Here is a 12,459-nt window from a genome sequence, read left to right on the forward strand (position 1 = left end):
CCGTCAGCTCACCGGTAGCGGTAGTCGAGCTCCATCTCCGCCCAGACCACCTTGCCGTCCTTGGTCTGCCGGGTGCCCCAGCGGTGGGCGAGTTCGCTCACCAGGTGCATGCCTCGGCCACCCTCGTCCTCCTCGGCGGAGGCGCGCAGGCGGGGGGCCTGGGTGCCGGAGTCGGCCACCTCGACGGTGAGGGTGCGGTCGCGGAAGAGGCGGAGGCGGCGCGGCGCGTCGGCGTGCAGCAGAGCGTTCGTGACCAGTTCGCTGACCAGGAGCTCGGCGAACTCGGAGAGGGCGGTGAGGCCCCACTCGTCGAGCGTCCTGCGGGTGAAGCGGCGGGCCCGGCTGGGGGCCGGGCCCTCGCCGTCGAGTTCGAGGGTGGCGATCCGGTCGGCGGGGATCGGCAGCGCACGGGCCATGATCATCGCGATGTCGTCCTCGGTACCGTCCCGGACCAGCGCCGCGAGCGCCGCGTCGCAGCTCTCCTCGAGCGTCCGGCCGTGCCCGGCCAGGGTCTGGGCCAGCAGGCCGATGCCGTGGTCGATGTCCTCGCCCCTGCGCTCCACCAGGCCGTCGGTGTAGAGGGCCAGCAGGCTGCCCTCGCGCAGGGTGAACTCGGTGCTCTCGAAGGTCACCCCGCCCACCCCGAGCGGTACGCCCGGCGGCAGCGCGAGCGCCTGTGAAGTCCCGTCCGGGGCGACCCGGACCGGCGGCAGGTGGCCGGCCGAGGCGATCGTGCAGGTGCCGTCCACCGGGTCGTAGACCGCGCAGATGCAGGTGGCGAACTGGCCCTCGCCGATGCCCATCGCGGTCTCGTCCAGCCGGGTCAGCACCTGGTCCGGCGGCATGTCGAGGGTGGCCAGCGTCCTTGCCACGGTACGGAGTTGGCCCATCGTCGCGGCCGCCCGGATGCCGTGGCCCATCACGTCGCCGACCACCAGTGCGACCCGTCCGCAGGAGAGCGGCACCACGTCGAACCAGTCCCCGCCGACCTCGCTCACCACACTGCTCGGCAGGTACCGGTACGCGATCTCCAGGCCGATGGTGCGGTGGATCTCCTGCGGCAGCAGGCTCCGCTGGAGGGTGAGCGCGGTCTCCCGCTCGCGCCGGTAGAGCCGGGCGTTGTCGAGCGCGATCGCGGTCCTGGCGACCAGCTCCTCGGCCAGCGCCACGTCGGCCGCGGTGAACGGCTCCGGGTTGCGCATCCGGACGAACTCCGAGCCGCCCAGCACCATGCCACGGGCCAGGATCGGCACCATCAGGTAGGAGTGGATACCGGCCCGGACCCCGGGCCCGACCCGGGACTGCTCGTTCACCAACGCCGCCAGCACCTGCTCGTCCACGTGCGGCCGCAGCAGCGGACGCCCGCTGCGCAGGCACTCGGTATAGACCCGCTTGGAGTCGTACTCCGAGGTGGCGCCGACCGCGTCCGCCGCGATGGTCATGCCCGACTCGTACGCCTCGCCGACCGCCACCGCGCGCAGCATGACGCCTCGGTCCGGCTGCAGATATGACGGTTCCTCACCCCGCAGCACGGGCTCCAGCAGGTCCACCGTGGCGAAGTCGGCGAATCGCGGGATCACCGCCTCGACCAGCTCCTCGGCGGTGCGCTGGAGGTCGAGCGTGGTGCCGATCCTGGCGGTGGCCTCGGCCAGGAGGGCCAGCCGCTCCTGGGCCCGGGAGGCCCGGGCCTCGGCCTGGAACCGCTCGGTCACGTCGATGATCGAGGAGCTCACCCCGAGCACCCGGCCGGTGGAGTCCTCCAGCCGGAAGTAGGAGGCGGACCAGGCCCGCTCCCGGCGCGGGTCCCCGGGGGTGCGGCCGTGCGAGCGGGCGTCCACCACGGGCTGCCCGGTGGCCAGCACCTGACGCATCACCGCCTCGATCTCGGCGCTGTTGATACCCGGCAGGATCTCGCTGATCCGCTGTCCGAGGTGCTCGGCCACGGTCAGGCCGTTGATTCGGGCCAGCGCGTCGTTCAGCCGTACGTAGCGCAGCTCGGTGTCGTAGACGGCCATGCCGATCGGCGACTGGGTGAAGATCCCGTCCAGCACCGCGAGGTCGCCCTCGACCTGGCGCAGCGAGCCGACGTCGGTGGCAGTGGCCAGCAGCAGCAGTTCGCCCCCGGGGCCGACGATGGGGTACGTGTGGAACTCCAGTTCCACCATCCGGCCGCTCCGGTGCCGGATCGGGAACACCCCGGACCAGCCCTTGCCCGCCATGATGTGCTCGAACAGCTCGAAGGCCCGCTGCCGATCCGTCTCTGGGAGCAGCAGCCGGGCGGCGTACCGGCCGACCGCCTCGCCCGCCGGGTAGCCGGTGAGCGCCTCGGCGTCCTCGCTCCAGTGCAGGATCCGGCCGTCGCCCTCGACCAGGGCGGTCGCCAGCGGGACCAGCCGGTGCCCCTCCAGGCGCTCGCCCAGTGGCGGATGCCCCTCCGGACGCGACGGAGCGGCACCCGCCGCCGGGCCGGTGCCGTCCGCTGCGTTGCGCTCGCTGCCATGCATGATCAGGGGATCACCTGTCAGATACCTTCCCCGGTGTGGCCGGGGCGAATCGGCTTCCACCAGACTGCACGGCGGTGGAGAGGGCGGCTACTGCTGGTCCGTCAGGTGGGGTACACCCGCAGGAGGGCTGAGCTTTTCAGGTGATCAGCACGGCGTCCAGGGTTCTGGCCCACTGACGTACCACTCCGGCCCGGCGCGGGCCGTCGTCGGTGAGCAGATTGGCCAGTCCCAGACCCCGTGCGAGGTCCAGTGTGGCCTGAACCGTCTCCCGGGCGCCGGGGTGCGACTCGTCGGCGCCCAGGAACTCGACCGCCGCCCGGTGCGCCTCGCGGCCGAGGTGATTCTCCAGCGCGACGATCCGTTCCCGCAGGGCCTGTTCGGTGGCCGCGGCCACCCACAGGTGCAGCGCGGCCCGGAACAGCGGCCCGGTGTAGAGCCGGACGATCAGCTCCACCACCGCCTCCGTCCGCGACTCGCCCGGCGGCGGCAGCCGCTCGGTGTCCGCCCGGACGGCGGCCAGCCGCTCGTCGGTGACGTACTCGACGGCGGCGGTGAAGAGGTCCTCCCGGGTCGGGAAGTGGTGCTGGGCCGCGCCCCGGGTGACCCCGGCCCGCTCGGCCACCACTGCGACCGTGCTGCCGTTCCAGCCCAGCTCGGCCAGGCACTCCACGGCGGCCTCCAGCAGCCGGCGCCGGGTGGCCCGGCTGCGATCCTGCTGCGGGGTACGAGCGGCTTGGGTGGTCATCCCGGCCCTCCTCCGTTGCCTGCGGTCGGTGCTGCCCCCGTACCACTGCCGTTGCGGTCCCGCCGATCCTGTCAGACCGGCGGGACCGCCTGCCGCTCAGGTCCGGTCGCGCAGCTGACGGCGGAGGATCTTCCCGGCTGCCGACTTGGGCACCTGGTCGATGAACTCGACCGCCCTGACCTTCTTGTACGGCGCCACCTGCCCTGCCACGAAGTCGCCGACCTGTTGCTCCGTCAGCCGGCTGCCGGGGGTGCGGACCACGAACGCCTTCGGCCGTTCCTCACCGTCCGCGCCGGTGACGCCGATCACGGCGGCGTCGGCCACCTCGGGGTGGGTGAGCAGCAGCGCCTCCAGCTCGGCGGGCGCGACCTGGTAACCCTTGTACTTGATCAGCTCCTTCACCCGGTCCACCACGAACAGGTAGCCCTGCTCGTCCACCACACCGACGTCCCCGCTGTGCAGCCAGCCGTCCGCGTCGATCATCGCGTCGGTCTCGCTCTTCCGGCCGAAGTACCCCTGCATCACCTGCGGGCCGCGGAAGAGGAGTTCACCGCGCTCGCCGACGCCGAGGTCGGTGCCCGACCCGTCCAGCGCGGTGACCCGGAGCTCGGTGGAGGCGACCAGCCGGCCGACCGTCCCGGCGGGCGGGTTCGGGTCGTTCAGCGGCACCACGTGGGTGACCGGTGAGAGCTCGGTCATCCCGTACCCCTGGTGGATCCGTTCCAGGCCGAGCCTGCGGGCGGCGGCCGCGGCCAGGTCGGCGTCCAGCGGGGCGGCGGCGCTCAGCACGTAGCGGACCGAGGACAGGTCGAACCGGTCGACCAGCGGGTGCTTGGCCAGCGCCAGCACGATCGGCGGGGCGACGAACACGCCCTCGATCCGCTGGTCCTGGATGGTGCGCAGGAACTGCTCCAGGTCGAAGCGCGGCAGCACCACCACGGTGGAGCCGGAGCGGAGCGGGTGGTTGAGCAGCGAGGTGAGCCCGTAGATGTGGAAGAACGGCAGGACGGCCAAGATGCGTTCGCCCGGGCAGGTGACGTGCACCGCGTCGGTCTGCAGCAGGTTGCTGCTGATGTTGCGGTGGCTGAGCATCACGCCCTTGGGCAGGCCGGTGGTGCCGCTGGAGTACGGCAGGACGGCGATGTCGGTGGCCGGGTCGATCGCCGGGGTGGGCTCGGGGCCGGTGCAGGCCAGCAGGTCGGCCAGCGAGCGGTGGCCCTCGGCCCGGTCGCAGACGAATATCTCCTCGATCGGGCTGCCCTCGGCCGCCAGTGCGGCGGCGGCCTCGGTGGCGACCGGGAGGAAGAGCGCGATGGTGATGATCCAGCGGGCGCCGCTGTCGCGGAGCTGCCCGGCCAGTTCGGCCGCCGTGCTGAGCGAACTCACCGTGGTGACGGTGGCGCCCGCCCGGGTGGCCCCGTAGAAGGCGATCGGGTACGCGACCGTGTTCGGGCTGAACAGCGCGATCCGGTCGCCCTTGCGCACCCCGGCCTCGGCCAGACCCGCCGCACACCGGCGGCTGGCACCGTCCAGCTCGGCGTAACTGACGGACTGTCCGGTGAGTCCGTCGATCAGGGCCGGTACGTCCGCGTGCGCGGCGAAGCCGCCGAGCACCGCGTCGTGGATCGGCAGGTCGAGCGGATCGATGTCGGGGTATTCGCTACGGAACGCCATAAAGGTGCCTCCTGAGCGGGCGTCGGATGGAGCGGACGCCCCCAGCCTGGCGGCTGACGGCTGGGGGCGACAGAGCGCCGCAACGGATTTGTGCTGTCCTATGATCGCCCGATGACACTCGACGCGGCCCTGGCCGAGCTCATCGCCCGGAGCGACTCCGACGCCGCCATGGCGGGGGTCGTCCGCAGCCTGCTGGCCGAGGGCGCGTTCGTGCCCGTCCATCCGGACGGCTCGCTCTACTACCTGACCCACACCGACGGCACCACGGCCCTGCAGATCTGCGCCACCGCGGCGGCGGTGCAGCACGTGGACGAGGCCTCGGACACCTTCTACGCCGACGCCCTGCGGCTGCTGGAGGTCGTGCGCGAGATCGGGGCCAGGCGGCTGATCGCCACCGCTTCGGACGGATGGCGGGTGGTCGTCCCGGCCTCCCTCCTGGTCCGGGCGGTCTCCGAGCAGGGTATTCCCGGCACGGGGCAGATGCTCAAGCTGACCTGGTCCACCCACCCGCTGGCCGTGGCCCTGCGGAACTCGGTCTTCCGTCGGCTGCGGGAGTTCCCCGAGGTCCACTGCGTCTGGGTCTCCCAGGCCCGCTGGCTCGACACCGGCCTCGAACAGCTCATGCTGCACATGGCCGTCAGCGACGAACTCCCCTCGGCCGCCGCCCAACGGCTGATGAACGTCCTGCTCTCCGAGGAGATCACCCTCGGCGAGGGCGACCCCTCCTTCACCATGCTCGCGCTCCACCGGGAGACCCACGCGGACGCCATCGCCGACCTGGACCGGATGGCGCTCGACACCGTCCGGATCGACCACTCCACCGGGCGGATCGAGCTGATCTCCCGTGAGTACGACGACCCGGCGGCGGCAGAGGCCGCCCGCCGGGCCCTCGCCGAGCAGGAGCAGGGCGACCAGCGGCAGACCGGCCCCGAGCAGGGACCGGGGGCAGACCGCCCGCGCCGCTGGTGGAAGCGCTCCTGACGGATCGTCAGTACGAACGGGGCAGCCCCAGGGTGTGCTGGGCCACGTAGTTGAGGATCATCTCCCGGCTGACCGGGGCGATCCGGCTGACCCGGGTCGCGGTGAGCAGCGCGGCCAGCCCGTACTCCTGGGTGAGGCCGTTGCCGCCCAGCGTGTGCACGGCCTGGTCGACGGTGTGGCAGGCGGCTTCGGCGGCCGCGTACTTGGCCATGTTCGCGGCCTCGCCCGCCGCCACGTAGTACTCCTGGTCGTACAGCTGGGCGGCCTTGAGCATCATCAGCCGGGCCAGTTCGATCTCGATCGCGCACTGGGCCAGCGGGTGGGCGATGGCCTGGTGGGCGCCGATCGGGGTGTCCCAGACGGTACGGGCCCTGGCGTAGTCGGTGGCGGTGGCGAGCGCCTGGCGGGCCAGGCCGAGGGCGAAGGCGGCGGTCATCACCCGCTCCGGGTTCAGTCCGGCGAACAGCTGCTCCAGACCGGCGTCCTCCGCCCCGACCAGCGCCTCGGCGGGCAGCCGCACCTCGTCCAGGAAGACCTGGAACTGCTTCTCGGCGGTGAGCAGTTCCATCGGGATCGCGCGGTACTCGAAGCCCGGCGTCTCGCGCGGCACGACGAACAGCGCGGGCTTCAGGCGGCCGGTCCTGGCGTCCTCGGTACGGGCCACGAAGAGCACCGCGTCGGCGTGGTCGATGCCCGAGATGAACACCTTGCGGCCGGTCAGCAGCCAGCCGTCGCCGTCCCTGCGGGCGGTGGTGGTCAGCCGGTGCGAGTTGGAGCCCGCGTCCGGCTCGGTGATGCCGAAGGCCATCCGGCGGCTGCCGTCGGCGAGTCCGGGCAGCCAGGCCAGCTTCTGCTGCTCGGTGCCGTAGCGGGCGATCACCGTGCCGCAGATCGCCGGTGAGACGATCATCATCAGCAGCGGGCATCCGGCGGCGCCGAACTCCTCCAGCACGATGGCGAGTTCGGTAATCCCGGCGCCACCGCCGCCGTACTCGACCGGCAAGCTGACACCGAGGTAGCCCGCCTTCCCGGCCTCGGCCCAGAGCTCGTCGACGGGCTCCCCCGCGCGGGCCTTACGACGGAAGTACTCGGGACCGTAGCGGCGGGCCAGGTCACCGACGGCTCGGCGCAGGGCCTGGTGCTCCTCGGGTTCGGCCGGGTTGAGCAGCGGTGCGGACATGGCGAAGGTCCCTTCCGTGCGGTGGGTGGGTTCCGTGAACCGGTCTCAGTCGTGCGGCCGGACGACGGCCAGCAGGGTGCCGGGCTCGACCTGTTGGCCGGTGGCGACCCGCAGTTCGGTGAGCACTCCGTCAGTGGGTGCGCTGACCCGGTGCTCCATCTTCATCGCCTCCAGCCAGAGCAGCGGCTGCCCGGCGGTGACGTGGTCACCGGGTGCGGCGGCCGTCCTGGTGACGGTGCCCGGCATCGGGGCGAGCAGGGCACCCGGGGTGGGTTCGGCCTGCGGTTCGGGCAGGCGCGGTAGTGCGGTCAGGGTGACGGCGGCGGCGGGTCCGTCCAGGTGCAGGGTGCTGCCGTACCGGGCGATCCGGTAGGTGTGTGTCCGGCCTTCGGCCCGCAGCGTGACCAAGTCCCTCCGGGTTTCGACCAGTTCGACGCCCGGATGGCCCTGGAGTCCGTCCCGGGTGAGCCGGTGGCGGACCTCGTGCTCGGTGCCGTCGGCCGCTCGGTAGCGCCTGATCTCCGGCTGCGAGGGCAGGTTCCGCCAGCCCTGGGGGAACGGCGAGCCACCCGCCTCGGAGAGCGCCGCCGCGAGCATGGGCAGGGCGAGGCTCTCACCCTTGTCCCCGAGGTCGTGCTCGGCCAGGAAGCCGGTGTGCAACTCCCCTGCCAGAAAAGCCGGGTGGCGCAGCGCGGCGACCAGCAGCGCCCGGTTGCTGCCCGGGCCGTGGATCCGGGCCCGGCTCAGCGCGGTAGCCAGCAGCCGGGCGGCGGCGGCCCTGCTGGGCGCCCAGGCGATCAGCTTGGCGAGCATCGGGTCGTAGTGCGGCCCGATCTCGGCACCGTCGGTCACCCCGGAGTCCAGCCGTAGCCCGGTGTCCCGAACTCCCGTACCGAACTCGACCGAGACGCCCGGCACTTCGAGCAGATGCAGCGTTCCGGTCCGGGGCTGCCAGTCCTGCTCCGGGTCCTCGGCGTACAGCCGGGCCTCGATCGCGTGGCCCCGGACCGGTGGGGGTTCGGCGGGCAGGGCCTCGCCCTCCGCGATCCGGATCTGGAGGTCGACCAGGTCGAGGCCGGTGACGCACTCGGTCACCGGGTGCTCGACCTGGAGCCGGGTGTTCATCTCCAGGAACCAGCACCGGCCCTCGGGGGTGACCAGGAACTCGGCCGTCCCGGCCCCCCGGTAGCCGATCGCCCGGGCGGCGGCGGTCGCGGCCCGGTGCAGCTCCGTCCGCAGGGCTTCGGACAGGCCGGGCGCCGGGGCCTCCTCGATCACCTTCTGGTGCCGTCGCTGGAGCGAGCAGTCCCGGTCGCCGACCACCCAGACCGTGCCGTGGGCATCCGCGAGCAGCTGCACCTCGACGTGCCGGCCGTTCGGCAGATAGGGCTCGCAGAACACCTCGTCGTCCCCGAAGGCGCCCGCCGCCTCCGCCCGCGCGGCCGCCAAAGCGCCTGGCAGCTCGGCGAGTTCGCGGACAATCCGCATCCCCCGGCCGCCACCGCCGGCCGCCGCTTTGACCAGCAGCGGCAGGTCGGCTGCGGTCGGCTCGGCCGGCACCGAGAGCACGGGCACCCCGGCCGCCGCCATCAGGCGCTTGGCCCCGGTCTTGGACCCCATCGCGGCGATCGCCTCGACCGGCGGCCCGATCCAGGTCAGCCCGGCGGCCTGCACCGCCGAGGCGAACTCGGCGTTCTCGGACAGGAATCCGTAGCCCGGGTGGACGGCGTCCGCCCCGGTGCTGAGCGCTGCGGCAACCAGCAGGTCGGCCCGCAGATAGGTCCCGGCGGGCGCGGATCCCGGCAGCCGGACGGCGGTGTCGGCCTCCCGGACGTGCGGCGCGTCGGCGTCGGGGTCGGAGTGCACGGCCACCGTGCCGATGCCCAGGTCCCGGCAGGTCCGGAAGACCCGGCGGGCGATCTCGCCCCGGTTGGCGACCAGTACTGAGGTGATCATCGGTCAGGTCCCTTACATCCGGAAGACGCCGTAGCCGCGCGCGCCCTCGACCGGGGCGCTGTGGATCGCGGAGAGGCAGATACCGAGCACCGTGCGGGTGTCGCGGGGGTCGATGACCCCGTCGTCGTAGAGCCGGCCGGAGAGGAAGACCGGCAGCGACTCGGCCTCGATCTGCTGCTCGACCATGGCCCGGATCGTCGAGTCGGCCTCCTCGTCGTACGGCTGCCCCTTCGCCGCCGCCGACTGCCGGGCCACGATCGACAGCACCCCGGCCAGCTGCTGCGGGCCCATCACCGCCGACTTGGCGCTCGGCCAGGCGAAGAGGAAGCGCGGCTCGTACGCCCGCCCGCACATCCCGTAGTGCCCGGCCCCGTACGAGGCGCCGATCAGCACGGACAGGTGCGGGACCTTGCTGTTGGAGACCGCGTTGATCATCATCGCGCCGTGCTTGATGATTCCGCCCTGCTCGTACGTCTGGCCCACCATGTAGCCGGTCGTGTTGTGCAGGAAGAGCAGTGGCCGGTCGCGCTGGTTGGCGAGCTGGATGAACTGGGCCGCCTTCTGCGACTCCTCGCTGAACAGCACGCCCTGCGCGTTGGCCAGGATGCCCACCGGGTACCCGTGCAGCTCGGCCCAGCCGGTCACCAGGCTGGGGCCGTAACGCGGTTTGAACTCGTCGAAGTCCGAGCCGTCGACGATCCGGGCGATCACTTCGCGCGGGTCGAAAGGCACCTTGAGGTCGCCCGGCACCAGGCCGAGCAGGTCCTCGTCGGCGTACTTCGGCGGCGCGGCGGCCGGGTCGGGGCCGGGGCCCGCCTTCCGCCAGTGCAGGCGGTGCACGATCCGGCGGGTGATCCGCAGCGCGTCGTGCTCGTCCTCGGCCAGGTGGTCGGCCAGGCCGGAGATCCGGGCGTGCATCTCGGCGCCGCCCAGTGACTCGTCGTCGGCGTCCTCGCCGGTGGCCATCTTCACCAGCGGCGGCCCGCCCAGGAAGACCTTGGCCCGGTCACGCACCAGCACCGTGTGGTCCGACATCCCGGGCACGTACGCACCGCCGGCCGTGGAGTTGCCGAACACCACCGCCACCGTGGGCACGCCCGCCGCCGACAGCCGGGTGAGGTCACGGAACAGTGCCCCGCCCGGGATGAAGATCTCCTTCTGACTGGGCAGATCGGCCCCGCCGGACTCCACCAGGCTGATCAGCGGGAGGCGGTTGCCGAGCGCGATCTCGTTGGCCCGGAGGGCCTTGCGCAGCGTCCACGGGTTGCTGGCGCCGCCGCGTACGGTCGGGTCGTTGGCGGTGATCACGCACTCGGTGCCCTCGATCACGCCGATCCCGGTGACCAGCCCCGCGCCGACCGGGTAGTCGCTGCCGCAGGCCGCCAGCGGGGAGAGCTCCAGGAACGGCGACCCCGGATCGACCAGCAGCTCGATCCGCTCCCGGGCCGGCAGCTTGCCCCGGCTCCGGTGCCGTTCCAGGTTCTTGGGGCCTCCCCCGGTCAGCGCCTTGGCGTGCTCCGCGTCCAGCGCGGCCAGCTTCGCCAGCATCGCCTCCCGGTTGGCGCGGTACTCGGGCCCGGCCGGGTCGAGGTGGGTCGGCAGCGTGGTCACAGCAGTTCCTCCGGGAGGTCGGCGTGCCGGGAGCGGAGCCACTCGCCGAGCGCCTTCGCCTGCGGGTCGAAGCGGTGCTGGGCGGCGACGCCCTCGCCGAGCAGCCCGGTGATCACGAAGTTCACCGCGCGCAGCTCCGGGAGCAGCTGCCGGTCGATCGGCAACCCTTCGGTCTCCGGGAGGAGTTCGCGCAGCATCCCGGTCGTCAGGCGGTGTGCCAGCCAGCACCAGCCGGCCTCGGTGCGAGCCCAGACGCCGAGGTTGGCATCACCGCCCTTGTCGCCGCTGCGGGCCCCGAAGACCTGCCCGAGCGGCACCCTGCGGGTCGGCCCGGCGGGCGGCAGCGGTGGCAGCGGTGGGTCCTCGACCCGCTCCAGCGGCCTGGTGAGCGGCGCGGGCGGTATCGCGCGGCGGGTGCCGTCCGGGAGCAGCGCCCGATGCGGGACGCTCGCCGCGTCCACGTACGCGGTCTCGAAGACGCCGTACGGGGCGGCCGGTCCGGGTGGGGCGGTGAGGTGGAAGCCGGGGTAGCCGGCCAGACCGAGTTCGACCACGGCCGTGGTGAACGCCCGGCCCACCGCCTGCTGATCGCGGTCCTTGACGGCGAGGCGGAGCAGCGCGGAGGCGGTCTCCTCGGTGGCCGCGTCCGGCTGGTCGGTCCGGGCCAGCGTCCAGCGGACCTCTGACGCCTTGACCTTGCCATTCAGTTGACGCCTGATCAGCTCCGCCTTGCGCTCGATGTCCAGCCCCGTGAGTACGAACACCACCTCGTTGCGCCAGCCACCGAGCCGGTTCAGCCCGACCTTGAGCGTCGGCGGCGGCGCCTCCCCGCGCACCCCGCTGATCCGCACCCGGTCCGGGCCGTCCCCGGACAGCCGGACGCTGTCGAGCCGGGCCGTCACGTCAGGACCGGCGTAGCGAGCGCCCGAAGTCTCGTACAGCAGCTGGGCGGTGACCGTTCCGACCGTGACGGAACCGCCGGTGCCCGGGTGCTTGGTGATCACGCTGGAACCGTCGGCGTGCACCTCGGCGAGCGGGAATCCCGGGTGCGTCACGTCGTGCTCGCGGAAGAACGCGTAGTTGCCGCCGGTCGCCTGCGCCCCGCACTCCAGCACATGACCCGCCACCACCGCCCCGGCCAGCGCGTCGAAGTCGGTCGCACCCCAGCCGAAGTGTGCGGCGGCCGCCCCCGAGACCAACGCCGCATCCGTGACCCGCCCGGTCACCACCAGGTCGGCCCCGGCCCGCAGGCACTCGGCGATGCCCTGGCCCCCGAGGTACGCGTTGGCCGCCAACAGACCGCCCGGCAGCTCCGGCCGCCCGAGCAGATCGTCCCCGTCCACCACGCCCAGCCGCACCGGCACCCCCTGGCCGGCCGCCAACTCCCCGATCGCCTCGGCGAGTCGGCCCGGATTCAGCCCGCCCGCGTTGACCACCATCCGCACCCCACGGTCCATCGCCAGCCCGAGGCACTCCTCCAACTGCCGCAGAAACGTCCGGGCGTACCCGAGTCCCGGGTCCTTCAGCCGGTCCCTGGCCAGGATCAACATGGTCAGCTCGGCCAGGTAGTCCCCGGTGAGCACGTCCAGCGGCCCACCCGTCAGCATCTCCCGCATCGCCTCGAAGCGGTCCCCGTAGAACCCCGACGCATTCCCGATCCGCAGCACCCTGGCCTCCCCAGCCGGCTCCGCTCCGCCCACGGGCAGCAGCGTGACAGGCCCTCAGAAACAAATCAAGCATGCATGCTTGTTCTTGGACAGCGACGGTGGAGCGGAGTGACGGCTTCCGAGGAGGGCAAACGACGAAGG

At 72.6% G+C, this 12,459-nt stretch carries 8 protein-coding genes; 1 reads left to right on the forward strand and 7 read right to left on the reverse strand.

Annotated elements, in window-relative coordinates; all coding sequences use genetic code 11:
• Positions 1-8 precede the first annotated feature (8 nt).
• From ACKUU6_RS01755 to ACKUU6_RS01765, 3 genes are all read right to left on the reverse strand, one after another.
• A complete protein-coding gene (locus tag ACKUU6_RS01755; protein ID WP_407986588.1) occupies positions 9-2,504 on the reverse strand; it encodes a SpoIIE family protein phosphatase in 2,496 nt (831 codons plus the stop codon).
• A 136-nt stretch (positions 2,505-2,640) separates the two neighbouring features.
• On the reverse strand, positions 2,641-3,249 hold the full coding sequence (locus ACKUU6_RS01760) for a TetR/AcrR family transcriptional regulator (RefSeq protein WP_407986589.1): 609 nt from the start codon (positions 3,247-3,249) through the stop codon (positions 2,641-2,643).
• A gap of 96 nt (positions 3,250-3,345) precedes the next feature.
• Positions 3,346-4,923, reverse strand: coding sequence for an AMP-binding protein (locus tag ACKUU6_RS01765; RefSeq protein ID WP_407986590.1), 1,578 nt, complete (start codon positions 4,921-4,923; stop codon positions 3,346-3,348).
• A 111-nt stretch (positions 4,924-5,034) separates the two neighbouring features.
• Here ACKUU6_RS01765 and ACKUU6_RS01770 point away from each other — a divergent pair, with 111 nt between their 5' ends.
• The gene (locus ACKUU6_RS01770) at positions 5,035-5,904 is read left to right on the forward strand and encodes a hypothetical protein (RefSeq protein ID WP_407986591.1); all 870 of its coding nucleotides are present in this window, start codon (positions 5,035-5,037) and stop codon (positions 5,902-5,904) included.
• 7 nt (positions 5,905-5,911) lie between these two features.
• Here the strand turns inward: ACKUU6_RS01770 and ACKUU6_RS01775 are convergent, their stop codons facing one another.
• Genes ACKUU6_RS01775 through ACKUU6_RS01790 form a run of 4 tightly spaced genes read right to left on the reverse strand, consistent with a single transcriptional unit; the run spans position 5,912 to position 12,351 of the window.
• On the reverse strand, positions 5,912-7,084 hold the full coding sequence (locus ACKUU6_RS01775; RefSeq protein ID WP_407986592.1) for an acyl-CoA dehydrogenase family protein: 1,173 nt from the start codon (positions 7,082-7,084) through the stop codon (positions 5,912-5,914).
• Between the two features lie 45 nt (positions 7,085-7,129).
• On the reverse strand, positions 7,130-9,040 hold the full coding sequence (locus ACKUU6_RS01780) for an acetyl/propionyl/methylcrotonyl-CoA carboxylase subunit alpha (protein ID WP_407986594.1): 1,911 nt from the start codon (positions 9,038-9,040) through the stop codon (positions 7,130-7,132).
• A gap of 12 nt (positions 9,041-9,052) precedes the next feature.
• Entirely contained in the window at positions 9,053-10,651 is a 1,599-nt protein-coding gene (locus tag ACKUU6_RS01785) for an acyl-CoA carboxylase subunit beta (RefSeq protein WP_407986595.1), read from the reverse strand.
• Complete coding sequence (locus ACKUU6_RS01790; protein ID WP_407986596.1) at positions 10,648-12,351, reverse strand: acyclic terpene utilization AtuA family protein; 1,704 nt, start codon at positions 12,349-12,351, stop codon at positions 10,648-10,650. Before ACKUU6_RS01790 ends, ACKUU6_RS01785 begins: the two co-directional genes overlap by 4 nt.
• Positions 12,352-12,459 lie beyond the last annotated feature (108 nt).

The organism is Kitasatospora sp. CMC57 (assembly GCF_045866025.2).
Taxonomy (GTDB): Bacteria; Actinomycetota; Actinomycetes; order Streptomycetales; family Streptomycetaceae; genus Kitasatospora.

Coding starts and splice junctions, on each gene's coding strand:
- ACKUU6_RS01755 (WP_407986588.1), bottom strand. CDS start 2,504: ATGCATGGCAGCGAGCGCAACGCAGCGGACGGCACCGGCCCGGCGGCG.
- ACKUU6_RS01770 (WP_407986591.1), top strand. CDS start 5,035: ATGACACTCGACGCGGCCCTGGCCGAGCTCATCGCCCGGAGCGACTCC.
- ACKUU6_RS01765 (WP_407986590.1), bottom strand. CDS start 4,923: ATGGCGTTCCGTAGCGAATACCCCGACATCGATCCGCTCGACCTGCCG.
- ACKUU6_RS01780 (WP_407986594.1), bottom strand. CDS start 9,040: ATGATCACCTCAGTACTGGTCGCCAACCGGGGCGAGATCGCCCGCCGG.
- ACKUU6_RS01760 (WP_407986589.1), bottom strand. CDS start 3,249: ATGACCACCCAAGCCGCTCGTACCCCGCAGCAGGATCGCAGCCGGGCC.
- ACKUU6_RS01775 (WP_407986592.1), bottom strand. CDS start 7,084: ATGTCCGCACCGCTGCTCAACCCGGCCGAACCCGAGGAGCACCAGGCC.